22 protein-coding genes are annotated in these 26,607 nt (G+C 41.7%); 7 read left to right on the top strand and 15 right to left on the bottom strand.

Translation table 11 applies throughout. The features are described from left to right. Positions 1-84: 84 nt before the first annotated feature. Positions 85-2,142, bottom strand: a complete 2,058-nt coding sequence (locus QF041_RS28445) for a methyl-accepting chemotaxis protein (RefSeq protein WP_307416516.1) — start codon at positions 2,140-2,142, stop codon at positions 85-87. A 224-nt stretch (positions 2,143-2,366) separates the two neighbouring features. Here QF041_RS28445 and QF041_RS28440 point away from each other — a divergent pair, with 224 nt between their 5' ends. Together QF041_RS28440 and QF041_RS28435 are read left to right on the top strand one after the other, a co-directional pair. Next, positions 2,367-2,783 (top strand): hypothetical protein, encoded by a 417-nt coding sequence (locus tag QF041_RS28440; protein WP_307416515.1) that lies wholly within the window; start codon positions 2,367-2,369, stop codon positions 2,781-2,783. Positions 2,784-2,809: 26 nt separating this feature from the next. Continuing rightward, entirely contained in the window at positions 2,810-3,235 is a 426-nt protein-coding gene (locus QF041_RS28435; protein WP_307416514.1) for a hypothetical protein, read from the top strand. 232 nt (positions 3,236-3,467) lie between these two features. Here the strand turns inward: QF041_RS28435 and QF041_RS28430 are convergent, their stop codons facing one another. The 3 genes from QF041_RS28430 to QF041_RS28420 form a co-directional block, all read right to left on the bottom strand. After that, positions 3,468-4,631, bottom strand: coding sequence for an iron-containing alcohol dehydrogenase (locus tag QF041_RS28430; RefSeq protein WP_307416513.1), 1,164 nt, complete (start codon positions 4,629-4,631; stop codon positions 3,468-3,470). Between the two features lie 264 nt (positions 4,632-4,895). Then, positions 4,896-5,774, bottom strand: coding sequence for an amidohydrolase family protein (locus QF041_RS28425; protein WP_145323737.1), 879 nt, complete (start codon positions 5,772-5,774; stop codon positions 4,896-4,898). Further along, positions 5,761-8,928 carry a GNAT family N-acetyltransferase gene (locus QF041_RS28420; protein ID WP_307416512.1) on the bottom strand — a complete coding sequence of 1,056 codons (3,168 nt, stop codon included), beginning with the start codon at positions 8,926-8,928 and terminating at the stop codon, positions 5,761-5,763. Before QF041_RS28420 ends, QF041_RS28425 begins: the two co-directional genes overlap by 14 nt. A 290-nt stretch (positions 8,929-9,218) precedes the next feature. Between QF041_RS28420 and QF041_RS28415 the strand changes: the two genes are divergently transcribed. Then, entirely contained in the window at positions 9,219-9,824 is a 606-nt protein-coding gene (locus QF041_RS28415) for a DedA family protein (RefSeq protein WP_307416511.1), read from the top strand. Positions 9,825-10,022: 198 nt separating this feature from the next. Here the strand turns inward: QF041_RS28415 and QF041_RS28410 are convergent, their stop codons facing one another. The 7 genes from QF041_RS28410 to QF041_RS28380 form a co-directional block, all read right to left on the bottom strand. Beyond that, complete coding sequence (locus tag QF041_RS28410) at positions 10,023-11,222, bottom strand: MFS transporter (protein WP_307417071.1); 1,200 nt, start codon at positions 11,220-11,222, stop codon at positions 10,023-10,025. Positions 11,223-11,556: 334 nt separating this feature from the next. Then, positions 11,557-12,594 carry an ROK family protein gene (locus tag QF041_RS28405; protein ID WP_307416509.1) on the bottom strand — a complete coding sequence of 346 codons (1,038 nt, stop codon included), beginning with the start codon at positions 12,592-12,594 and terminating at the stop codon, positions 11,557-11,559. A gap of 199 nt (positions 12,595-12,793) precedes the next feature. Then, entirely contained in the window at positions 12,794-13,063 is a 270-nt protein-coding gene (locus tag QF041_RS28400) for a hypothetical protein (protein WP_307416508.1), read from the bottom strand. A gap of 138 nt (positions 13,064-13,201) precedes the next feature. After that, complete coding sequence (locus tag QF041_RS28395; protein WP_307416507.1) at positions 13,202-16,336, bottom strand: AAA family ATPase; 3,135 nt, start codon at positions 16,334-16,336, stop codon at positions 13,202-13,204. Beyond that, a complete protein-coding gene (locus QF041_RS28390; RefSeq protein ID WP_307416506.1) occupies positions 16,326-16,892 on the bottom strand; it encodes an ABC-three component system middle component 1 in 567 nt (188 codons plus the stop codon). Before QF041_RS28390 ends, QF041_RS28395 begins: the two co-directional genes overlap by 11 nt. Beyond that, positions 16,889-18,244 (bottom strand): ABC-three component system protein, encoded by a 1,356-nt coding sequence (locus QF041_RS28385; protein ID WP_307416505.1) that lies wholly within the window; start codon positions 18,242-18,244, stop codon positions 16,889-16,891. The genes QF041_RS28390 and QF041_RS28385 overlap by 4 nt, the downstream gene beginning before the upstream one ends. 4 nt (positions 18,245-18,248) lie before the next feature. Continuing rightward, positions 18,249-19,304, bottom strand: coding sequence for a ComEC/Rec2 family competence protein (locus QF041_RS28380; RefSeq protein WP_307416504.1), 1,056 nt, complete (start codon positions 19,302-19,304; stop codon positions 18,249-18,251). A 285-nt stretch (positions 19,305-19,589) separates the two neighbouring features. On the opposite strand from QF041_RS28380, the gene QF041_RS28375 reads away from it, so the two are divergent. From QF041_RS28375 to QF041_RS28360, 4 genes are all read left to right on the top strand, one after another. Beyond that, positions 19,590-20,201 (top strand): TetR/AcrR family transcriptional regulator, encoded by a 612-nt coding sequence (locus QF041_RS28375; protein WP_307416502.1) that lies wholly within the window; start codon positions 19,590-19,592, stop codon positions 20,199-20,201. 198 nt (positions 20,202-20,399) lie between these two features. Then, complete coding sequence (locus tag QF041_RS28370) at positions 20,400-21,722, top strand: amidohydrolase family protein (RefSeq protein WP_307416501.1); 1,323 nt, start codon at positions 20,400-20,402, stop codon at positions 21,720-21,722. A 16-nt stretch (positions 21,723-21,738) separates the two neighbouring features. Beyond that, positions 21,739-22,398, top strand: a complete 660-nt coding sequence (locus tag QF041_RS28365) for a DUF554 family protein (protein WP_307416500.1) — start codon at positions 21,739-21,741, stop codon at positions 22,396-22,398. A gap of 219 nt (positions 22,399-22,617) precedes the next feature. Continuing rightward, positions 22,618-23,658 (top strand): alpha/beta fold hydrolase, encoded by a 1,041-nt coding sequence (locus QF041_RS28360; RefSeq protein ID WP_307416499.1) that lies wholly within the window; start codon positions 22,618-22,620, stop codon positions 23,656-23,658. Here the strand turns inward: QF041_RS28360 and QF041_RS28355 are convergent. From QF041_RS28355 to QF041_RS28340, 4 genes are all read right to left on the bottom strand, one after another. Continuing rightward, positions 23,655-24,248 (bottom strand): YdeI/OmpD-associated family protein, encoded by a 594-nt coding sequence (locus tag QF041_RS28355; protein WP_307416498.1) that lies wholly within the window; start codon positions 24,246-24,248, stop codon positions 23,655-23,657. The genes QF041_RS28360 and QF041_RS28355 overlap by 4 nt on opposite strands. Before the next feature lie 221 nt (positions 24,249-24,469). Further along, positions 24,470-24,946, bottom strand: coding sequence for an EVE domain-containing protein (locus tag QF041_RS28350; RefSeq protein WP_307416497.1), 477 nt, complete (start codon positions 24,944-24,946; stop codon positions 24,470-24,472). A gap of 26 nt (positions 24,947-24,972) precedes the next feature. After that, positions 24,973-25,509, bottom strand: coding sequence for a DinB family protein (locus QF041_RS28345; protein ID WP_307416496.1), 537 nt, complete (start codon positions 25,507-25,509; stop codon positions 24,973-24,975). Between the two features lie 66 nt (positions 25,510-25,575). After that, positions 25,576-26,523 carry a helix-turn-helix transcriptional regulator gene (locus tag QF041_RS28340; RefSeq protein WP_307416495.1) on the bottom strand — a complete coding sequence of 316 codons (948 nt, stop codon included), beginning with the start codon at positions 26,521-26,523 and terminating at the stop codon, positions 25,576-25,578. Positions 26,524-26,607: the final 84 nt, after the last annotated feature.

Here is a 26,607-nt window from a genome sequence, read left to right as displayed (position 1 = left end):
AAACACCTGTACCCGTAAATGGGTACAGATGCTCACATTTTCGAGAAATCCGGTCTCTTTGGAGAAGCGGGTTTCTTCGTGTTTCTATTTTGTTTTGAAGCGGGATGATTCTTCGGCAAGTTGCTTGGATAATCCATCGATTCTTTGAACCATATCTGCCAAATGTTCTGTCATGCCGGATTGCTCCTGCATTGTTGCTGTGACTTCCTCTACAGAAGCCGACACCTCTTCACCTGAAGCAGACAAGTTCTGTGCAGCTCCAATGACGTCATCCTTATCACGTTCAATGGATTGGATCTCCATGGCAATGGCCTGAACCTGATTCATCATCTCATTCATATTCTCGGTGACAAAATTGAATGTCTCCTTGGTCTGGCTAACACTGCTCTTATGCTGTGTCGCAATCTTCTCAATGGCTTGTACACTTCGGTTATTTTGCTCCACATGTTCAATCGTCTGCGTCACAATTCGGTTGATGTCCTCTGATTGCGCCGTTGTCTGCTCAGCCAGCTTGCGGATCTCGGAAGCAACGACTGCGAAGCCACGTCCCTGATCACCAGCTCTCGCCGCCTCGATCGAAGCATTCAATGCCAGTAACTTCGTCTGATTTGCGATTTCAGCAATCGTACCCGTGATTTGGTGAATGCCAGAGGAACTCTCGGCGAGCTGCACCGTAGTTTTGGAGATGTTACCAACTTCAATCTCGTTCCGCCCGTTCACCGCAATAAGTGCATCAATAACTTCATGATTATTCTTGAATGCATCCGTAATCTCATCTGCCTTGAACTTCACCGCCTGCGACATTCCATTCACGTTAGCAATCTTATTACCAACATTCATGAATTTGTCCACAATGGCTTCCGTATCGTTTGCCTGGGATTCCATGGCTCGTGAAATCTCAAATGCTGTTGTTGTTGTTTCGGCAATCGTGGTCGAGGTTTGCTGAGTGGACTGTTCCAGCTCAGATGTACTAGTTTTCAAGATTCCGATGGATTGGTTCATGCTGGAGATCAGTTGCTTGTTCCCTTCGGCCATCGTGTTGAAGCTGTCTGCAAGCTCCTTGAATTCCCCGCTGTACTTGCCTTGTGCCTGCACGGTCAGATCTCCGCCGGCCAACTGTTTGAACAACAGCGTTATTCGGCTAATGGGTCTGGTTACCAGCAAAGATATCAGAATACCGGCTATGACGGAAACTGCAATAGCACTAAACAGAACAATATACATCTGTTTTGCCATCGCACGTAAAGGCTTCTGCACATCGCTCAGTTTATCTTCAACAACGACGGTCCAGTCGGATCTTGGGATTTTGGAGTAATACGCCACTTTCTCGTCTGTACTAACCTCCCCTTGCTGCAGTTCAGCACTTGGAGCAAGATCAATCAATGATTGGTATTCGCCGGACTCCATCTTCTGGCCTGCCAACTTCTCATCCGCTGAATCGTAGATGACCGTACCTACACGGTCCAGAATGATCACTTTTCCCTCATCATTAATATTGATATTTTGTAGCTGATTAACGAAGAACGAGGTGGATGCTGCAGATACGAGCACTCCCTGTACTTTTTGATTCTCATTGTAGATCGGCATGGCGAAAGCCGTACCCAGTTGTCCGGAGGACTTGGCTACAATCCCTTCACTGATCACGTCTTTACCCTGAATTGCTTCTTGGAAATATGCCCGATCTCCGCGTTCCGCCTTGATAACTGCCGGATCATTCGCTGCAATAATAATGCCATTCCGATCCAACAAAATTAGACTATTGTTACCTTCCATACCTGCCAGACTGTCCGCGAGAATACCACTTGCCTTATCCAGCAATTCATTGTTTTCCGAGAAAAAATTCTCACCTTCCTGCCCATCCGTATTCCGAATCTCCAGCAGATCCTGGAAGGTCCGATGCGTTGTGATCAGAAAGGTGGATTGTTCTTCCAAACTTAGTGAAGCATACAACCCTGCACCCACCCGGTCCGAGGTTGCTTTAATTTCATCTTTACTTTTGTCCAGTGTAATAACTGCCGCTACGCTGTAACACACTACCGCAGTTGCCGCCAGCACGATACACACCAGCAAACTGATCATAAGCGGCAATTTGATTCTGAACGACATGTTGAGCATGCGTTCTCTAGCCTTGCTAAATACCATAATTACATCCACCATCCATTTTCATTTTCGTCATTATGAAGTCCAATCTATGTATCTACTTTATATCGGTCGATATCAAATAATCTGTAAGCTGTTGCCCAGTTATTCTAGGCCAAAGGCCACTGCAGACGATTGGAAAATGTAGACTTTGGGTTAATACAAAATATGACATCCACATCGTATAATGTATGAAATACATATCGTGCAGGAAGAGGGGCGACTTATTGAATACGAAAATGCCCACTTTATTAAACGTCATCCGTGCCCTGTTAGGGGTACAATCCATCTTCATTGGGATTTCCATGACATTCCTTATTGCAGATCTATTCCGTAATAGTGCGGATTACTCCGCGTTTCCGCTATCTGATCAGGTCGCCTATTTTACAAGTATCGGGTTCCGGGTCCTCATGGTTCTAGTTCCGCCCATTCTGACCATCGTATTTATCTCAAGACGAAGCTATAAGCCAACAATTACGTTCATGAGCCTGGCCCTATTTTTGGGCGTTGTGTTCTTTCAGAACTTCCTCATCTTGCTGCACATCTTCATGTTGCTCTGTCTGTTGCTTCATAAACCCAGCAAGGTGTATCTTAAGCAGGAAGGCCCTCCGCGAGAATACAACCAGGAGAATCTGCGGTTATAGATTCGAAGTAGAATAGGAGAAGTGGTATGGTAAAAACAGCATTACCCACGCTATTAAATGTCGTGCGCATTTTGTTAAGTGTAAAACTGATCTACGTGATTGTGTCCTTTATCGCGTTCCTCATTGACTTCAACCAGAACATGGAGGCCTATCTTGCTTTCTCACGCAAAGGAAATGATCTGGCTTATGCCTCTGGCGTAATCATAGCGAGAATGTTGTTTATCATCGGTCCCAGCCTGCTCGCTGTTATATTCATCACCAAGAGAAAGTTCAAGCTCACCGTGACGTTTCTGAGTCTGGCGCTGTTCGTTGCCATTCCGAATGAGAGTAACCTGTTCACTTTGATTCATCTCTTCGCCCTGCTCATCGTGCTCTTGCATCGTCCAAGCAAGTTGTATCTGAAACGAAAGGATATCCATGTCGATGAAGCCGTAGTTAAAGCCAAGGATTAATTCGAGAAGGGGATCACATGACATTGAAGTCCAGAAAAACGTGACGTTGATATCCACGATTGTCATTGTGATCATTGCAGCAACCTTACGGTGCTGGCAAGATATGATCTGGTATAAACGGTAGAGCGCACAAGATATGATGTCATAATAAAAAACAAGGACGTTCCTTAGTATTAAAGGAAGGTCCTTGTTTAAGGTGACTCACTATACAAAGTGATTGTAAGATTTACAATTACAGTGCAGCTTGATAAATTTGTACTACATCTTCACGCTGCAAGTTTTTGAAGAATCCGAACGGACCGAATCGCATCGCTTTATCAGCCATCACATCAATCTGACTGTCGTCTATGTCATAGTCCGCCAGACGGCTAGGAGCACCTATTGAAGTCCAGAAGTTGCGCAGCGCTTCAATGCCTTCTTCAGCAACTTGTTTGTCCGATTTTCCAGTAGGGTTGATATCAAATACATTAACGGCCAGACGTTTAAATCGATCTACATCCACATCCAGATTGTGCTTCATCCAGTGTGGGAAAAGGATCGCAAGGCCTCCCCCATGGGGAATGTCATACACAGCCGATACGGCATGTTCAATATTGTGAGAAGCCCAATCCCCGGCAAGACCCATATTCAGGACATCGTTAAGCGCCATTGTTCCGCAGTAGAGAATGGTTTCACGCAGTTCATAGTTTTCTGGATCTTTAATCAGACGAGGGGCCGTATCAATGACAGTACGAAGAATCGTCTCACAGAATCCAAGCTGAACCGGTGTATTGGTATCCAGATGAAAATAATGTTCAAACACATGAGACATCATGTCCACCATGCCGTATACAGTCTGATCCAGTGGTACGGTGTATGTGTACTCCGGATCGAGAATGGAGAACGCTGGGAAAGAATACTCGCTGAACCATGCCCATTTTTCCTGCGTGTCCTGATTGGTTATTACTGAACCGTTGTTCATCTCGGAGCCTGTCGCTGCCATCGTTAGAATTGTACCCAGTGGAAGTCCGCCTTCCGGGGTTGCTTCGCGCACAACAACATCCCACATGTCTCCATCGTATTTGGCTCCTACTGCGATGGCTTTCCCGCAGTCAAGTACACTGCCGCCGCCAACCGCAAGAACCAGATCAATGTTATGTGTTCTGCATAACTCTACACCCTTATGAACCGTAGACAGACGAGGGTTCGGTTCTACACCAGCCAGTTCCGTAACCTCTGCTCCGATTTCATTCAACTGGCTGATTACCTGATCGTACAGCCCGCTACGTTTGATGCTTCCACCACCATATACAAGCAAAATACGCTTTCCGTATTTTGGAACTTCGGTTTGTAGTGCTTGAAGTTGCCCTTTGCCAAAAATCAGCCGGGTCGGATTATAAAACTGAAAAGATCTCATAACGTATGTTCCTCCAAAGAAGTCTGAAATTTTGTGCATCCACCATTATAGTTCTCTTTATTCGTAAAAACAAATACAGGCAAGAAGGAGATAACAGATGAGTGTGGAGTCTGTCATGGCTAAACACTGTTTTCCTAGACAAAAAAGCTCCTGCCAGCAAAGCGGCAGGAGCTTACATCACAGGGATTCAATATAACCATCGCATGCTTCCATAACATCCCTGGTATACATCCCCTCAGATATTATTAATTCGGGACTTAGGTTCTACCCCAGATCGGCAATACGCTGTCCAATACGTGGAAACAGCCCAAAAGCATTCTCGTAGAACACCTTATCATGATGCTGCTCCGGTACAAGCCGGCGGACGAATTCGGCGTATAGATCGATGGGCGCAAGCGGCCAGTCAGTGCCAAACAGCATTTTCTCGTAATGATCCGAATAGACCAAGGCCCGGCGGAAATGATCCATGAACAAAGGCTCGTTCATGAACCGTTCAAAATGAGGCCGATCCCCCACCACAAGACCAGACAAATCCGCGTACACGTTAGGATTCTTCGCCACCACTTCAGCAGCATCCATCACCCAGGGGTCCCCCAGATGACAGATCATGAAGTTCACACCGCGTTGCTGCAAGGCTAATTCATCCACCGTCAGTGGATGCGAGTACTTAAGCAACCCGTTCATGGAGTACGTGTCACCCGTATGAATCACGACAGGCAAGTTGTACTTGGCTGCGAGTTCATAGACCGGAGTATAGATTTTGTCATACACATAGTGATGATAGTATCCGGCATAGAGTTTGATTCCGGCTACCTCAGGGGATTGCAGTCTAGCTTCAATCCGGTCAAGCTCGTCCTGAGCGTGTTTACCATCTAGCGCATTGGGATTGATCCCCACACACTCCATGAGGAATGACGGAACCTTCTCTTCCAGGTCAAGTCCCATCGGGTTAGGAGAACTGGAATCCGGGAACGCTCCCTTCGTCTGCTCCGTAACCCCCATTCCAATGCCAAGAATGACATCGTTTTTATCAAACTCCGCTTTAAGACCAGCGGCAGAGTAATCCACTTTAGACAGATCGATTGCTGTTCGGTGAAAGCTGTCGATGTCCGACAGATGAATGTGAATATCAATGATCGGCATGTGAAGCCTCCTTTTCATCGGTAGAAGTTGCAAAATTCAGTTTGAGAAGGTCATGCACATCCGGTGAACTCAGCGGGATTGGCCCCAGGACAAGATATGTTGGCTCCGTCCAGACCGTCTCCCCGTGATGGAGTGTCAGATGATGATTCACGTTCAGACCTGTCACCTGATTATTGGCAAACCCCCACGCACTCTGATTCGGGTAACGATGGACCGCATGCAGCATGTTTTCACGCGAAACCGATCCTACTCGCAAAAGGTCTTCAAGTGGCAGGCCCACATCCACCTTGCCCAGCGGGAATCGATCTTTACCCGGTTGCTCTATCCAACCTTCCGCAAATACAGATGAAGGCTGGAGGAAACGTTCCTCCGCAAGCGAGTAATTCGTCAGCGTCAGTCCGCTTTCGTTCGTCACGGCAAGCAGGGTGCAGAGTATAGGGACACCCGGCAGCATCAGATAATGCTGGTGGATCGTGATTCCCCGATTCGCTTCATGCTTCTCAATCCGGGTGGTCAGTTTCACACCCTTCCAGACGTTGCCGTATTGATCCTTCTGCTCTGTCCAGGAAGCGGCCCTCTGTTCCAACTGACGGCTGAAACCATTCATGCCCGGAATCCCCACACCCAGTCCGCCGTACCACGGATTCCACCACGAGCGTGGAGACGGTTCAGGGTACGAGCTGTCCAGCCATTCTTCTCCTGCATATTTCAGGGAGTGTACTACACTCCCGAATTCAGGAGCAACGGCGATCGACAATACTCCATTGTCTACGGTGTACAAAGGTCCAGATGAACCTTCTTCAATCTTCTTCTTCACCTCTGTTCCGCTCTGCGGGAACCAAAGGGCAGTTCGCTCCTGAATCCGATCTTCACCCCGATATAGCCCACGAACTTTCCAACCACTCACGTGCTGGTGGCGGTCCACTTCGTCTGGTGAAAATGTCAGCTTGGCGGAGTTAAGATTCTGCTCCGGATTGAACTCCTTCGCAATTGCCATAACCTCCGGTTCGGCACCCTGCTGTACGTACAGCTCCAGTTTGCCCGCAAGCGGAACCAGTTTGTGTTCAGTCAATGTTGCTTGCAGCACGTCCGGAGCAAATGGATTCCCCTCACTCAGTGTCAGATCCAGATGACTGTCCAGCAACGGAATGACCGGGTTACGCTGCTTCCGTGCAAACGCACGGAAATCCGACCATTTGGCAAACGTGTTCAGGGCAAACACCGTTTCCTTGGTTTGTGCCACAGCCCCAGCCTCCAAGCGTCCAAGCTCATGCTGCAACCCCAGCGTGTATTCCGGACGAAGCAGCTTCAGAGAAGGGTCCCAATAGATGCCGCACGCGCCATACTCTTCCTTGCAAAACAGCCAGTTTTCCGTAATCTGTGAACTGTCCCAATGGTTCGGATCCCCCGCATAATCATCACCCATATCCACGAAGCGCCCCTGATAAGGAAGGATTAACCTGTTACCATAGAAACCGAAGTTATTCATTAGATACAGGTCCTCTTCCCAGGCGGTGTCTCGTGTATTCTCAACCTCGTGGTGGAATTCGGCGATTCCATTCGCAGACAGCTTGACCAGGGACTTGATCTGCAAGCCAGGGAAATCCTCCGAGTCATACAGTGCTTCAAGAACCTGACGTTCCCCTTCAGGATAGATCTTCACTTCTTTTGCTTGTTTCTTGGATAACTCTTCGGCAAACGGCTTACCCAGCTTCGGATAAGTCCACCAGAACGAATGACGGGAGCCCGGGTATTCAATCCACATGATGTTATCCTGCTTGCTCATATGAAGGGAAAACGCGCCGTTGACAGCTACCCATTGATCCTCAATCTGCCCGCCATATTTCCCTTCGATTCCCTTCATCAGTACAGAAAGTTTGCTTGTAAAAGAGATCGCATGGTTCCCCACTGGGACAGCCGTCACTTCAACTTCTTCAGAATAGAGACCATACGAACGCAAGGTGAAAGGCACCGGCACGGACACTTTGCCTTTGGCAGGCACCGTAAAGCGTATCGAACGCTCCGCCCATTCAAGGAATTCATCCTCAGGCAGGTCCAAGCTGAACTCCGTTTCTGCATCCACATTATTTTCCACGTTCAGAACCAACTCCGCCGGGATGCCTGGATAGAGCTCCTTCTCGGGCAAGACGGTCTTGATCTTGGCTGGGAATTTCGGGGCGATACCCAACCTGAACTCCGCTTTCTTACCGCCGATTAACCATGTGCTGGCAACAACGGGATGCGTCTTATTGTTATTCTGTTCCTCTGTAATCGGATCAAGGTGAAACTCACCTTCCACGATGATGGTTTCTCCCGGAGCAACTGCTCGTGCAGTGTCCAGCGCAAATCGAATGTTTTTGTTATCCTCACCCTTGATCTCAACCGCCAGTTCGGACGCGGAAGTGTTCTTGATGCGATAGCGAACGTTATAGCTGGAACCGAAAACCAGATCATGATCGTCGACCTCTGTTGAGATTTCGTAATCCGGTGTTTCGAGGGCAGTCAGCCCGCGACCCGACTTTTCAAATTCAGCCCGCAGGGAGACATCTCCCTTTTTCCACGTGTAGTCAAAGAAATCAAAACCGCGCTCCCGTCGGCCATCCGGCTCGATGACGAGTTCACGCGTGCTATCTGCATACCAATCCAACTCCTCAAAATAAGGAGCGAGTGCTTCGGTCTGCAAGATGGTAGGGATGAAATTCATCAGATGCACGTTATCATCTTTTTTCTCCCAGAAGAACCCGCATTTCTTGTACATCGGTACAGCCTTTGTATTGCCTGCCCATGTGAACAGATCCAAGCGGGGCCATCCGACCTCTACGGTCTTGCGCACAGCATTCAGGATCAGATTACGTCCAACCTTGTACCCGTGATAGTCGGGGCGTACGTTCAGCAGCGGTACATATAGGGCTTTCTCGTCATAGCGGTAGTGGGCAAAACTGCAAAAACCAACCACCTCTTTCCCATGAACAGCTAGAAATGCATGAAGATTGGACGAATTCTCCATCTCCCGGCGAACCGTTTCCTCTGTTCTATGGTTGGTGCCACCTCCCCAGCTTTCATTACTACGGTTCCACATATCCGCGAGTGCGGCAGCGTAAGAGGGATCGTATTCAATAATATGAATTTGTTCGATAATCGAAGTTACGGTCATGTGCTGATCTCCTTCTCTTTATGTATAGGATGGTGAAGAAGCTAGTGATAGTCTTATCATACTATATTTGGAAACATTTTCAGAGAGTTATATCCTTGCTTCCGTACGAAGTTCTGTATTAGCCATCCGTTGAATCCATGTCAAACCTTATGTACAGGTAAACATATTGCTGAAGCATGTACCGAAAAGGCCTTTCATGTGAGCTTTGACAAGCTCTATTCGCTATTGTTACTCTTTGTACAGGAGTGTTTCTTTTATATATAAAAAAGATAGATTCATGGAGGGAAAGCATGACAGAATGGATCACGCAATTTATACTCTTTTTTAAAGATTTGTCATACGCAGGTCTGGTTATTGCCTTGTCGTTTGAATTTGTACCCGCTGAACTTGTGCTGCCCATGGCAGGATACTGGGTGTATCTTGGAGATATGAAGCTTTGGCTGGCGATTCTGGCTGGTACCGTAGGTGGAACGTTTGGACCTCTGACGTTGTATGCCCTGGGACGATACGGCGGCAGACCGATGGTCGAAAAATACGGCAAGTATTTCTTGATTCGCCCCCACCATCTGGACGCTTCCGATAAGTTCTTCGAGAAATATGGCAGCGGGGTAGCTTTCTATGGACGTTTTGTCCCCGGCATTCGGACCGTGATCTCCATCCCTTGTGGTATGGCGAAGATGAATGTGTTTAAATTCAGTATCTTTACATTCTTGGCCATGCTTCCGATCACCACATTGTACATCTACTTAGGCTTCAAACTAGGCTCTCAGTGGGAGCATGTGGACGAGATTGTTAAACCTTATATCGTTCCGGCAGCGGTGATTTTCTTAGGTGCTTTTGGTTTGTATGTGCTGCTGAAACGTTGGAAAAGAAGAACGGCTTTGAACAAGTCATAGGCTTGCCTGAGGAAATGCGGGCTGTATAGTAGAGTAGCTGGTTTATGTTGAAAAAAACCTTACTCTACATGGCCCGTGGTTATGATTTGTTGAAGATACTGCGATAGGTGATACACCGTACTAATCTAACTTGGTTATTCATATGCAAAGCCCCACCGATCATGGCGATCAGTGGGGCTTTATCAGTTCAATTGATTTCTAAATCAATTCCTTTCGTCTTTTCAAATACACATACAGCACTACTCCCGATGCCGCACAGATCACAGCACATAAACCGATGAATCCATATCCCGCTTGAAGTCCGCGCAGCAGTCCCAACTGAGTCGTTGAACCGTACAAATTCTTCACGCCCTCAATCACCCAGCCAATCACATAGTTACCGATGACACTACCAACCCCCATCAAGGTAACCGTGAACGTAATCGCGGTGTCACTGCCGTTCGGATATCTGCGTGCGATAAATGCCATAACTGTTGGATAGATCATCGCTATTCCTGCGCCAGATATTGCAAAGAAAATCGCAAGACGTTCTCCCCCTCCAAGCGCCACGAACGTACATACTCCCGAGAAAGCCGAGAACAGAATCAGTGACAATACAAATCCGATCCGGTCCGTCAATGGTCCGAGCAGCAGGCGTCCCAGCGAGAACGTGAGGAAGAACGCAGATAATAACCCAGAGGCTTTGACCGTGTCCCACGTGTAGGCTTTTTCCAGGAAATTAACCAGCCAACCCCCAACCGCCAGCTCCGATACCACGCCAAAAGAAAGAATGAGCACCATCAGCCAAAGGGCAGGATCACGTGTTAGCGTCTTCAGTGAAGTCCGATCTTCATGTGGAAGATCGTCCCCCGGGAATTTGCTGCGCAGCGCCGCAATAATCGGCAGCAGGCAGAGTGACAACATCACCAGATACATACCGCGCCAGTCCAATTCGTGTCCGAACACCGTCAAGGACATCACACCCGTCGCCAGCAAAGGCGCCACCGTTGAACTCAGTCCATAGAAGAAATGAGACAGGTTCATCATCGTACCTGTGTTTTTCACAAAAATCCGCGCACCCAGAATCGCCAAAGCAATCTCCAGCATGCCGTTACCGATGTACATGAAGAAGTACGATGAAGCAAAGAGTGGATAGGTATGAGACACATAAATGAACACACCCGATAGGATCATCGATGCAAACGATATGATGCTAACCGCCTTGATGCCCCATTTGCGAACCAGAATAGCCGTGAAGGAGCAGGCGATCAGGTAACCGAGTGCGTTCAGGGACAATAATGTCCCGAGTTGTTTCTCATCCAGATTAAAGTCGAATTGAATGCGCGGAATGGCCGGCCCTTTAATATTTTCCGATATGCCAAATACGATAAATCCCAGAAAGATTGTTGCCAGTTGCATGGCGTACAGCTTGTTGAACTTTCGTTTGTTGCCTTGCGTACCTGCTTGCTCATTCAAAATAAGTTCCTCCATTGTGTCTATATAAGTTGAGACAACGGTCATTAACTTGGACACTCCAATGACAGAATAACCTTCCAATCGCTGTTATCCCCAGATTTTTTGAATTCCCTTCTCCAAAGGGAAAATCCGGTGATAAAGGCGAACACTTTGTTTTTTCAGGTTTTTTCTGTCCTCTCCGTTACCTGTTTAATGAAATAGTTCATTTTATATAAAAGGGTTACTACAATTTATTCGATCTGATGAGAGATCATCCTTCGATCAACGTTCAGTTCCTTTACCACTGCTTCTCAATTACCTGAATGCGGTAGGTCAGGCTCTCCAGCGTAACCGCGACCAACCCCGTAACATATTCGCGCCGAGTATCTCTCTGGATGATTAACTCCGGCATATGCTCCAATGGAATCATTCGATCCAGACAACCTTTCGTCAGTCCATCCCTCATAGCCGGGTCCATCGTATCGCCTGTAACCACAATCGTAGCCGGGTTAATGATTGCGATGATGGATACAAGCGTCTGTACAACCAGTTCCTGCAACCCTTCCGCCGTTTTCAACATTCGCAACTGCTCTTCTCGTGACACGCCAAAAGGTAAAAACGACACCTCGCCCCCAAATTGCGTATTCCCGGTCAGCGGACGACCATCTATGATAAAGCCTGCACCCGGAAAATGGTTCTCTGGAAACGTGACCACCGCAAAGTTCTTCTCTTCCTCAAATTGCTGCTGGTTATACAGCCCGTAGACCGTCAGGTTCATGTCGTTGCCAATGACCACTTCCACGTCTTCATATTGCTCTTTAAGCCTTGGCCCAAGTGGCTGATACATCAGCTCCGGTACATCGCAAATGCCAATAACACCGTTGTGTGCTACACCAGGTATACCGATACCAATCGCCTGCACATTGTGGTGTTGTTCAATCAGGTTTGCAATCAGATCCTCTACCACAGTTACATTAATCTCATCCAAAATGAGCGTCTGTTCGTCCGCCATCTCTCCGTTCAGATTGGCATATGTATGTGTGATTGAGTGAATGCCGCCCTCCGTTCGAATAATCAGGCATAGTACGCTTGCGTAGTCCGCATTAAACTGATACCGACTCGCTGGCCTTCCCCCGCTTGATTCGTCTGGACCCAGATCGATAATCTCACCCGTTTGGAGTAATTCGTTCAGGATCGTGCCGCATGTGGCTACGCTGAGTTTCGTCAAGTTTGCAATGGAAGCCTTCGTGCCTACGCCCATCGATCGAAGCGTATTCTTCACCAGTTCAACGTTAATACGTTTGACCTGTTGGGTGTTGTGTGATGTGGGTAACATGCTTAGTTATATGCCTCCTTTCATTCATTTCGAACCATTCAATGAATGTTTTTAAAAGTATTTTAATAATTGAAGTGTAGGGGGATTTGGGAGGAAAGTCAATGCTAAATTGAGAGTGAGAAACGTTTGGACGGAAAGGCAAAAAGACAGTTCAAGATCAGCTTATATGATCCTGCACTGTCCTTTAGTTAAGGTGGTTTTATGTAGACTGACTCATTTGATTTGCCAAGATGCTCTTCTCCAGTCGGACTTTAAATAACTTTCGGTTCAGATCCTGTTCCATGGAATGAAGGTGATATGCTGCTTGTTTCACGGTATCCATCTCTAGCACACCTGCCTGCTTCGCAATAATGTCCATGGCGTCTAGGATGAGTTTGTTGCATGTGACTAGTTGGTCTACGTAATCGTCTTCTTGCTTTACGAGTTGTGCGTACTGCGAAGACAGGTCTTCGCTGTTGGTACTTGTCATGTTAATCTCTCCTTTGTTAAAAAGAGATTAACATAGACTAAAGGCGAAAGTGGTACGCGAAGACGTACAATTGAAAATAAATAATTTTGTACAAAAGCGCATTAACAGTTAGAGCGCTATATTAATTCTTCTTCAAAATCAATAATGATCTTCAGATTTAATTCTCCCAAAAGACTCTAGTTGTACAAATTTAGACTTAAAAAAATTTGGATCTAATTTCCTTTTCACTAAATTAAAAAATCTATCATCATGGGTAGCAATTATAACCTGCTTGTCCAATTCTGTTGTGATTATTCTTAACAGGTCTATAAATGAAAGTAAATTTATACTATCTAAATGTTGGATCGGGTCGTCCATAAAAATAGTGTTATAACCATTATTACTTTCAAGAGCTTTAGCTAAAAATATACTTAAAGAAAGTATATTTACTTGGGCAGAACTAAAGAATAGTATTGGAGACTCTTCTTTTGTTTTTTCTTTATTCAAGGCTGAAACCATTAAGCCTAATTGACTATCCTCTTGTTGTATTATTCTAAATTCAATATTGGTGAAGTCGGGGTGAGGCTCTATCATTTGATATATTTTGTTGATTGTTGCTAAATTAAATTTTGTTTCTATTTGTTTTTCAATATGCTCTTTGCCAGTTAAAACTAATGAATTTGTATCTCTTAACAACTGATCAACATATTCTTGTTCAGCCAATAAATCATTTAAGATATTTTTTTTCCTTATCCATAACTCATTTTTTTCTAGAACATCGAGATTGTTAATAGCTTCTTTACACACCTGTATTAATTTATCATTTTGGGATTTAGTTTTATTTTTTTGTGATATAAATTGCTCTAAGTGATTCAGAGAGACATCATCTACATCAAGGAGCAGTTTGTATTCAGTGAAAAATTGGTTTTTGATATTATTTAATTCATGGTTTAATACATCAATTTGATTAACACTGTTAACAATGTTTTCATAATTCTTACCTTCTAACTCCTTTAAAAAATTATTGTAATTTTTAATTGTTTCATTTAAACCTAAAGTTTCGGTAACTAGTAATGCATTAAAAGAATCTTTCATTTGTGTTAGTGTCTCAATGAAATTCTCATTTTCTAACAATTCATACTCATGTAATAAAATTCTTCTGTATTCATTAAACTCTTTATTATTTAAAAGATCAGAGATTTGATTGTTAATAAATTCAAAGTTACTTTTTAATTTAGTTAATTCATGTTTCTTACTTATTATTATATTTTTCGTAATTTCTATAGAATTTTCAATTCCACCTATTGTCTCTTTCATTCGCTCAAGATTTAAATTTATTTCAAGTGAAACTAAATCAAGCTTTTGACGAGTCTCCTCGAAATAGTTTGATTTATTATAGCCTATAAGAAAATCATAGATTAAAGTTATATTATCTTGATGTTTATTGAATAGCTCTTTTGAATTTTTTAACTTTCCAATTAAATACTTCTCTTTATCAATATACCTCACGTATTTACTTTGGAGACTTTCTATAGTAGTACTAATACTTTCGTTATAAGCTTCTCTAAGTATTATTAGCTTGTTAGTATTATTATTTTTCTCTTCTTCTAACATATTTATATGATTAGTAAGGATATCTATTTCTGAGAGATACTTCGTGTCATTGTTTATTTTTTTTAAGAGTTCATTGAAATCGTTATATTGATGTTTACACAAGGGACAAGAAGAATTTTTTGTTTCTGTAACGAGTTTAGTCCCTAACTCAATTAATTCTAACAAATCACCATTTAAACCATTGTATTTAGAATATAAACTGTTTTTTTCGTCAATTAAATTACTAAGCTCAACATTTCTATTGAACAGTTTTACACATTGATCATATAGAACTTCAATATCATCTGACGGATGTTCCATTGATACTTTTCCCCATAAAGAATTATTATCTGCAGCTCTATATTCTTTATACTTATTGATAATAAATTCTAATTGTTGTTCTTTCTTCCTTTGCTCGATTAAACAGTGTTCAATTCTCCTTATTCTATTTTCATAGAATATTTTCTTTTCTAAAGACGAAATTTTGCTATAGCAATCTTCTAATAAAGATAGGTCGTTTTTTATCTTTTTTCGTTTCTCTATAAGAAATTCATATTCTTGATTTTCATTTATATGCTCTTTTTCAATAAGAAACATCTCTTCATTAATATTATATATTCTTCTATCTAACTCAGATTTACTCGCACTTAATCCAGCTATTTTACTGTTCATCATTTCATAAAAACCGTATTGATTTATTAAGTATGTGACACCTCTAATTTTTAAATTTAATTCTGCTATCTTTGCTTCATACTGCTTGAAATTCTGTTGTTCTACGTTCAAATTGTTGAAAGTATTTAAAATTTTATTCAACTCATTTTTCTGACTAAAATTTTCTATAATTGAACTCTTGGAGTTAATATAGTCCTTCTTAAGTCTTACACTTAAGTTAGTTGCCCTTTCAATTTCATTCTTACTCTGAGTCGCTATTGTCTCAAACACAGACAACTTTTTGTTAAGACTTTGCATAGCCTGGTCATAATCTGAAGATTCATCCATAATAATTGGCATGTTATCCGGATCATTTCTGAAAACCTCAGTTACCAATTTATGCACATTCAAAATTACTAATTCATTAGGCTTAATGGCATTGAGTTCAGTCCTCTGAGCACTTATCTTATTAGAGATATCCTCCCATTTTTTTTGAACGTCTTTGTACATTTGGATTAAGTTACTGTACACCAGAGTATCATCACTGTGATCCCAAAATTCTTTTAATGCATTGAATCTTTCAGTAGAAGTTGAAAATCTTAAAAAAGAATCTATCTTATCATGTGTTAATACATTCTGATTTATAAACAATTTATTCCGATGTTCTTTGAAGAATTCACTAGACTGAAAGATAACTGGCTTATCATCATCACGTTGTCTTTTACCATTTAATACAGGTGTTCCTAAAACAATTTTTTCATTATTTTCTAATATAAACTCTACTCTTCCATATCTATTCAAACTATTTTTATTCTTCAATATGTAACCTTTATCATGATTAGCAATTTCTTTTACTCGATTATTGCCATATATCCTCTTTATATTTCCAGAGAACCCCCACTCAACCGCATCAAAAAAAGAAGTTTTCCCGAAACCATTAGGGGCATAGATAACTATCAAATTCATAATTTCTTCTTCTACTGTAAAATCAAAAATCTGACTTTCGTTATAACCCCGGAATGCTTCAATCTCAATCGATTTAAATTTCATTTCTTTTTCTCCTTTCATTTAAGTAATTTTGTATTTTTTCTTTTTTTAATTTTTTGTTATTCAGTTGTATGAATTCTAGGAATAGATTAGCTAATTCAGCATTATCTGAGTTAAATAATTTACTTGCCAAGGCAATATCATTCAATCCATCAATTTTTTTCTCAATTTTCAAGGTAAATAGTTGCATTTGTATATAATTCATTATCTTATTTTCATCTAACCATTCTTCATTACTATCAATTATTATTTTCCTTGAACAGTATTTATCTTGTTCAATCTTATATTTAACATCTCTTGATACTTTATCTACAACAAAGAAAAATAAATAAATATTCCATTTTTCAACATTTTTATTTAGATTGCTTTGAAAATATGTAGCTATGATGTTATTGATTTTTCTCCACATTTCTTCCAACTGAACATTGCTATGAAATTGAATACTGAATATATAAAATGAGAAGTTAGGATCTTTTTTTTCCCAACATAGCAGGTGCTCTAAACTTTGTTGACTATCTAGTTCTAATTTAGGGATTATAATATTATTCTGTTCTATCATTTTTCAAATACCCTTTCTAACTCTATTTTTAATTCTTGATCGATTGTACTAAGATCCTTATTCCAGTCTACCGATTCGAAAATATTTTCAAATTTCTTCAAATGAAATACAGAAATATTTTTGTCGATCTCTGGGTCATCAATATTAATTACTCCATTTAGTGGTTTAGTTTGTGAAATATCGGTTATTATATTTTTTATCTGAGACTTATTTAGAGCCGCTGCTTTGAATGATCCAGAGTTATTTACAATGATTATTCCGTCTTGGCGAATATCATCATAAATATTATCTTTAGTAACAATGTGTTCAATAAAGTCATGGAAGTTATAAAATCTTTTAACGAAAAAGTGATGAATTGGATCTTTTCTGGCATCAGAATTAGTTTTATATAAAAGAATAGGGGATGATAGGTCTTTTGACTCTAATTTAAAATTACTATCATGACTTAGCGCAACTAATAATAATACCCATCCCCTCCATAAATCATCATGAATAGATACCGATTCACTATAATCCGAATAAGGAACCAATAATTTCTCTCTAAGAACATCTTTAATTTTTGCTGGAGTAACTTCCGCACTAACCGAACTTTGCAGTTTTTGTTTCAACCAAGACCTTTCGAATTCACTATATCCTAAAAATGCATTATGGAAATAATAATCAAATGTTGATAAACAACTTGGCTCCAATGGCTTCAACGAATTTGCCAACAAGAACTCGTTGAAGCTTGATATATTTTCAACAATAAACTCAGAAAAAACACCTGATGGATGTTTAAGTTCTATTATTACGCCAACTATAAGTAAACCTTCATTCTCTTGAATATATACGGCCGATCCAGAGTATCCTTCAATATTTGTCAAAGCATCATTCTCATATGTTAAAAATCCTACATCTACCTTCGCTGTAAACCGCTTTTGCTCATTTCTTTGAATATGCATAATTTTAGCTTCAAATAATTGCCCACAAATGTTTCGATCATTCAAGATATACGGGTATCCATAAGAGATAATTTCACAGTTCCTATGTGGCTCACCGATTAATAGATTGGGGAGATCATTAACTTTTTTCACAATAATACAAGCAATATCATAAGAGTCATCTTGATGTATCTTATAAGATATCACATTCAATTTTTCTCCTCCAAAATCTGAATCTCTGAATATACTAATATCAGATAGTTCAAAAACATTTGGGTTATCAAAATCTTTACCTATTAGACAATGCTTTGCTGTTAAGACATATGAATATTCATCTGAATGTGGCTGAAACAAACAACCACTACCTAGAGAAGGTTTAGTACCACCCACTTGAATTCTAACAGCCATCTGAGAATAATTATCGCTTAACAATCTATTAGACCTCCAAATGATAGTTGTGCTGATTTGAATTTAGCAAAATGCATTCGAAATCATAGTTTTCCATATCTTTTTTTGTGAAAATATCACTTCGTTGTTTATAGTTGAAATATAAATATGTCTTATCTTTATTAGAATTAATGATACGCGCCAAACATTCCTTATCAGGAACACCATGTTTTACTCCGTTAGTGCTAATCAAAAATTTTTTACATTCAATAATTTGAAGAAGCTCATCACTAGTATTATACTTACTTCCATGATGAGATACTTTCATTAAATCAATTTTCAACTTATTTCTTTTTGAATACCCTAATGCCTCTAAACTATTTACAATAATGGATGGATGAGAGTCGCCTAACATCAGTATTTTTTTGTTTCTATACTCAAATATAAAAGCTATACTTGTTTTATTGGGTAAGCTTTTGTCCTCAATAAATTTATCATTTATCAACTGATCTATATCAAATCTATCTTTGGAATGTGTAGAAAAACTGATTTTAGAGGTCCCTTCACCCAACTCGGTTTCCCAATCTTCGTGTAATTTAGTTAAAGTTTCTATGTTTGGAGATAATATAGTAAATGTTGCACCCTCAATTTGAAAGTAATCAAGTGATTTAATTATATCTTTATTTGAAATACCTAAAGTTTCAATAATAGATTCAAATTGAATGCCTTGAGCAATACTAACTCTTGATGATTCGGTGTCTGTTAGGTAGATATCCCTATTTTGTTGTATTTCGTTACTAAAATATTCATATAAAACCCTTCCTGAATTAAACCAAATTTTCCTAAATATATTTTTGGGTATACTTTTGTCTTTAAATAGTGATAATATTCCTTGAATATGATCACGATCCACGTGTGTAAGAACTAATAGATCAATGAATTCATTTTTTAAAATCATATTATGTATTTCTTTTTTTAATTTTTGAAAACCAATAGGCCCTCTTCCTCCATCAACTAAGATATTTTTTATATCTTTTTTTTCCCCAAATCTTATCAAAAAACAGTCTCCATCCAACGCAGGTAGCGCCATTATTTCAGTATTCATCTTACCTCCATGCATAATTTAATTTTTTCACCATAAAGCAACACAACATTCATGGTATTGGTTCTACAGATTTCGCTATAATGTTACCCAATACCTTCCAAACTAGTGTTCTCTTTCTTTATGCTGATATTTACTGTTCCGAAATATTATCAAGAAATTGGAACAATATTTATTGTGTTAGAGTATTTCTCAAATAAAGTCCCCTTCCTCACCTCATTGACAAACCCCCAAAAAAACTCTATCCTAATAACGAACTAACCATTCACTATTAAGGAGTCGTTCTCGATGGTGCAAGCCAAGAAAGATGAAGTCAGGAAAGAGATTGAATACGCGGCGCTCAAAGTCTTTTTTGAAAAGGGCTATGTGGAGGCCAAGATGAGCGATATTGCGAATGAGATTAATATTTCCGTGGGCAATATCTATACTTATTTTAAGAACAAGAAAGAACTATTCTACGCTGTCGTGCCGCCGGATCTGGTAGATTATTTGAAAAATGTGCTGGTGGAGACGATTCACTTTGATAATCAGACCTTGTTCGAGGAAACGGATAGCGAGCGAAAGTCGGCGCTGTTGCAGGAACAGGTAGACGTATTACGGAAATACCGGAATCAGATTGTCATCATCTTCGAAAAGAATAAAGGCACCATCTACACCAACGCCAAGAATGAACTTGTTGAGCTGATGATCGAAACCAAGAAAGCCTATCTCAAGAACCAATATAAACGGTATGAGATTGGCACCGAGGAGAATTTGATCTTGCTGAACATCCTCGCACATAACGTGATCGATATGAACCTGGATCTATTGAAGCGGGATATGAGTGAGGACAGCCGGAAGCAAATATTCGAAGCGTTGTATGTATACAGACTGTACGGTATGAAGAGTCTCAACGAATAACGCTCCATCTCATCACTTATGCCGGATAGACAAAGCGTGTAGATCAGATCAACTCCAATTGGTTTGCACGCAAAAAACTTCATCATAGATCTGCCTATTTTTTTAACCTAAAAATGAATTAATTATTCATTATTGAATCAAGTATCTACCATTACCCTAACTACTTGCTTTAACCCACATTCTAAGGAGGAACACAACATGAACACCGCTTACGCATTGAAAAACGTCAATCTGATCCACGGCGACTCAAGCCGCAATCTGCAAAAAAACATGACCATTCTCGTCAATGAACAAGGACTTATCCAGGATATCGGCAAAGAAAATGAACAGCTTATCCCTAGTCACTACACAACAATTGACCTCTCAGGGAAATACGTGATGCCTGGACTGATCAACGCCCACGTGCACCTCTTTGCAGACGGTAAACCGTTCAGTCTCTCGGTCAGTGGAGGCTTGTTGCAGTTTGCCTATGATCGGATATTGAACACTAAGTTTGGTAGAAACGTATTGAAAAAACGCATGAAACGCAACGCGCTGACCGCACTCCATGCGGGTGTAACGACGATGCGCAGTGTGGGGGAATTTTTTTACACCGACGTCCAGCTGCGAGATGAGATTAATAACGGTGAATTTGTCGGCCCTAATCTGCTTGTCTCTGGGTTTTTCCTAAGTGTCACAGGCGGACACGGCGCTCCATTCCTGGCTCTGGTTGGTGACTCCCCGTGGGAAGCCAGAAAAAATGTGCGCATCAATGTGAAACACGGTGTGGATCTGATCAAAATCTGTGTGACGGGTGGCGTGACGGATGCGAAAATGGTGGGCGAAGCTGGCCGTTTACAGATGACGGTGGACGAAGTTGCAGCGATCTGCGATGAAGCGCATAAGATTGGCCTGCGGGTGGCAGCGCATGTGGAGAGCACGGAAGGCGTAAGGGTTGCGTTGATGGGTGGCGTCGATACGATTGAGCACGGTTCGGAGATGGACGACGAAATCATTCGTTTGTACAAAAATAATCCCAATGCCCTGAATGGCTACACCGCACTCATCCCCACCCTGCAAGCCGCTTATCCATCCGCTTCACTGGATACTAGCGTAACGAAGGTAAGTGCAACGGTAAAAGAGAACTCCAGACTGGTCTACGATTCCATGCTCAAAGGCGTAAAACAAGCGATCGAAAACGACATCACCATTGGTATCGGTACTGATGCCGCTATGCCTTATGTGACTCACTATGATATGTGGAGAGAGATGGACCATTACATGAGACAGGCCAACCTCAACAACAAACAGGTCATCGACATGGTAACCCGAGCCAATGCGAAAATCCTCGGTGTTGACGATGTTACAGGGACGGTGGATATCGGAAAACATGCTGATCTAATTATTATGGAGCAAAATCCGCTGGAACATATCGAGGCCTTGTCAGACATCTCTATGGTCATGGTCAAAGGAAATCTAATTCAAACACCATCTGTCACAAGAATCAAAGAAGTCGACGATGTTCTAAACTCAGTTTGGTGAATTCAGGAGTGAAATCATGCTTGGTATATTGATCAATTGTTTTTCAATTATATGCGGAAGTACCCTTGGGGCCATCTCCAAAAGGTTCATGAATGACGGTTATAAGTCCATACTCAATCAAGTGATTGGGATCAGCGCGCTCATCATAGGCATGAGTACAACCATGAGCAGCATATCGACCAGCCAATATCAAATTATGTTTATCATCTTCCTTACATTAGGTGGGGTCATTGGGCAACTCATAAATTTCGAGAACATCTTGTCCAACATCATGACCAAATTCTCGTCCAATGGCCTAAATGAAGGATTAACGGTTGCCATCTCATTGTTGTGCGTGGGATCGATCCCGATTCTGGGGCCACTACAAAGTGCATTACAGGGGGATAATACCTTTTTGCAAATCAATACGATTTTCTCGGGCATTACGTCATTGATTCTGGCCTCCACCTTCGGGATCGGCATCATCTTCTCAGCGTTCATTTTATTGGTCATCGAAGTGCTGGTCTTCTTCTCAGCTGATTTCTTATCCGTCTTCATGACGACGAACATCATGAACGAAATTACCCTGATTGGTGGCATCCTGGCACTTTGTGCGGGGTTAAATATTTTGAAGATTACGAAGATCAAGGTATTGAATCTGCTGCCTGCCTTATTTATTCCGATCTTTCTGCTGTAGCTTCATTATATCGAGGTCTTTTCATAAACATAAAAAGATAGTTAAGCGGCGGCCTTGGTCCTGAATTCTTCAGGACTGAGGTCTTTTATGTCTAACCTGAGACTGAGAACAAATTCAATCTGGCGTACGATTTGAATCAATGACGAGTCACGTAAGATAGAATTATGAGTTTATGAACAATAATTACATCAAGACATTGAACCAGAGGAGACATATCCTATGAACAAAATGAAGAAAACAGGTTTGTGGCTAGGCGTCACAACCCTAACGCTATCACTCGCAGTTCTTTATTTTCCAACATGGACGCCAAAAATAAAAGGCACAAACAGTATTCATGTATTGGAACAAGTTAAAATCAACGGTACGGGACATGAAATCATGATCAGAGGACAGGATCTGGACAACCCAGTTATCCTTTATTTACACGGTGGACCGGGTGCATCTGAACTTCCGTACGCGAAAAAGTACCAAGATTTATTAGAATCTCAGTTTACGATTGTGAACTATGATCAGAGAGCAAGCGGCAAATCCTATCATTTTTTCGAGGACTATTCCAATCTCTCAGCTGATGTGCTGGTTGAGGATGCACTGGCCGTCACCGATTATATTACTCAACGTCTGGGGAAGAAAAAGGTAATATTAATTGGTCATTCATATGGAACATACATAGGAACTCTTGCTGCGCATCGGGCACCCGATAAATATGAAGCCTACATTGGGATCGGGCAGATGGCAGATACACAACTGAGCGAGATGGACGGATGGAATTACGTTATGGAGCAAGCCAAGTTGGCTGATAATCATGAAGACGTAGACCAGTTGGAGCAGATCTATGAACCGATCAAACAAGGACAGGCATTCACGCCGCGAGATCTCGTTAAACGTTATGGGGGCACATCAAGGTTGATGGACAGCCCTGACACCAGCTTTCTGGGAATGACGTTCAGCCCTGAATATAATATGCTGGATGCCATTCGTTTTAATAAAGGGATCATTTATTCGCAAGAAATACTGATAAGTGAAGCCCTGAGCCGTCCTTTGCCATCCTTGATTACGAAGCTGGACCTACCCTTTTATTTTGTCATGGGAGATTACGACTTAATGACTTCATCCCATGCCGCCAAGGTGTTTTTTGACCAGATTGAAGGAAATCAAAAGGAATTCATTGCCTATAAAAACTCGGCTCACTACCCACATTATGAAGAGAAGCAAAGATTCTTTGATTGGATGGTAGATACCTTTATCAAGCAAACACCTTAATCATTCAATCCTTTGCCCTCCAGGATCGGCTGCATGTACTTCTCGATTCGTGACACTTTTGTTTTGGATTGCTTCGGTTGTGAGAAATAATAGAGATATGCCCGCTGACGTCCGGGTGTCAGTGCTTCAAATGCATCTTGGAAAGCAGGATTCTCATCGAATTGCTGCTGAAGTTCCTCGGGAACGTTATATTCGGCAGTTTTTTTCATTTCCACTTGCAATCCAGCCTGTTCCACTTCAATCGCTTGCTGGATATAGGCTTTGATCATATCCTCCTGCTCCACAATCTGCTCCAGACTGGTGAAACGAAGCTGGCGTTCTGCCTGTACATTCTCCGTTTGCTGGACCAAAATGCCGTGTGTATCCTTCAGTAGAGCACCTTTGAAGAACAGAATGGCCACGTATTCTTTGAATCCATGAATTAGTACGATGTTTTTCCCATCCAGCATGTAACAAGGGTGCATCCATTTCATATCCTCTGTCAGTTCAAAATCCCGAATAATCTCTCTCAGCTTTGTGGACTCTTCCTTCCACGTTTTAAGTTTCTTTAGATAGCCGTCAACTTTGCGATTCCCACTTGTATCCGTCATGGAGAAATACCTCTCTTTATCTCATGGTTTTATAGGTTCAATTGTACTGGTTTTCAGTGGATTGTACAGCGTTGCTTACAGAGCTTTTATTGACTTTTCCACTACGAATTAAACCTTACCAGAAACTAAGACAAGCATCTTAATAAATGTAATATCAACGGTGGCGGATTGGATTAACCGTAAAACCAAAAGACCCATAGATAATCTACCTTTTAATTTGGTTAACATGTCTGATTTAAGCTAATATCCAGTAGTGACTGTGTCTCATCTTCCAACATGGATGAAGCTATCATCATAAAGTCTTCAACCCCAATTTCAAAGTGACCTTTACGAAATGGAAACCCCCAATTGCGATTTCCACGTGTAAAACTAAGTTGTTCTAACAACGTTGCGATCTTTACTTCTCGACACGGAAAATAACGGAGATCTCGGCGAAAGGGTATAAAGGATTCCGACATTTGATATTGGTATATCCTGTCGTCGGTAATTTGACCAATAGCGGTAAAAGCCTGAAGTGGCTTGCCTGTTGATATGTCTGTGCGTGGAGAATAGTATATCAGCCAATCACCCGCGGACATTTGTCGCAAAAGTGCTGACTTACCATGGCACAACAGCGCAAACCCTCCCTCTACGGCTACATTCACATGAGAAGCAGATACAACGCCAATCCAATATTTGCTGTCCTGATTTGGTTTCATGGATACATCCCATTCCCTTCTCTCGTTTACATTTCCAGATTCGATTTCAATCGATCTAATTGCAAAAAATGATGTCTGTAGTGCATCTCTATCAACAAAAACCATTCTTGAGCATTTAGAGCTCCAAGAGCTGGATGAAATATTTTGTTGCTTAGGGACGCTTGGTGTAGAACAGATGCCGTGCTTCTCATCCGGTCCACTACCTCGTGAAGCCCATCGATCAAGGACTCCATGCTCTCGGGTGGTTGCGGGGTGTACTGCGGGGAAGCAGGAACCTTAATTGGAATGGGAGGGAATTGTCCTAATTCGAACACTTTCCTACCTTGTTCTGTTTTTTCCTCACTCGAGTTTAACGTCGAATCCTCGCTGCTCAAACACTGCTCAATATTATGCAGATGCAAGAAAAGCGCTGATTGAATCAAATGTACATACATCTGTCCAATGGACCATTCCTCGTCATTCTGTTTTTTATTTAAGCTAGACATATCCAAATTGTTCAGTTCTGCCAAATATCGTTCTACTGCCGTTGCAAATGATTTCAATACTTCCGTTGTACTTCTCATCCTTCAATCAACTCCATTTATCTGTGATATATCAAAGTATAAAAAAACACTACTGACAGGTGTATGTCAGTAGTGTTTTAAGATGTTTTTGGCTACTTCCTTCATTCGGAAGCGTAAAGACTCCGGCTCCAAGACCTCGATATCTCCACCCCAGCCAAGTAAATAATGCAAGATTTCCTCCGGATAGCGGACACGAAATTGAAAAATGATACCTTCCTCTCGCTCCTCAAATGCATCCATATAAAAATGAAGTGCCTCCATAATTTTGTCAGCAATTTCGGGTTTCGCCTTAATTATTACCTGTTCGTTACGATCTTCAGGAGGTCGATAACTGTTCAGATCAAAATCTGGTGGCAACAGGAAGTGATCCTCCAGCACGGAAAGTTCAGTCATCCGTGACAAACGAAAATGACGGATGTCTTGTCGCATATCACAACGTGCAATTAACACCCAATTCTCCTGAACAAGTGAGAGTCCGTATGGTGAAACCTCACGCATATTATACCGATTCCCATCCGTTCCTGGCATTTTTTTCAGATACATAAAACTGATTTTACGTTGCTCCAAAATGGCATTACGTATTTGGTTAAGGTATGTTTTCACCCTCGCTCTGGTTAAGGGTTCAACCGTATGAAGCAGTCGCATCGTTTCCCGAACACGTGTGGATTCGTTACGAACGGATTCTGGTAAAATCGCTTCAATTTTTCGTTGAGCCGACTTAGCCTCCATCGCGTATTCTGTATCCAATCTCTGTTCGATAAAATCAGCTCCCATGAGCAGGGATACGGCTTCTTCTGCGGTGAAGCTTACCGGGGGCAGAAAATATCCTTCCATGAGGGAATACCCATGACCCGGAGCTCCCATAATCGGAACACCAGCCTCACTTAATGCTTGAATATCTCGATATATCGTACGTACACTTGTCTCAAATTGAGCCGCTAAATCTTCTGCTCGTAGCATCTTTCTTCGCTGCAATTCAAGCGTAATCGCAAGCTGCCGCTCCGTTTTGTTCATTTTCTAAGCCTCCACCGTTTCATCATCCAAACCTAACTCATTCTATCACAGTAACTTGCCCTTTCGTTTCGTGAATTAAAGCTA

This window comes from Paenibacillus sp. W2I17 (genome assembly GCF_030815985.1).
Classification (GTDB): Bacteria; Bacillota; Bacilli; order Paenibacillales; family Paenibacillaceae; genus Paenibacillus.
This window is presented reverse-complemented; position numbering and strand designations above follow the sequence as displayed.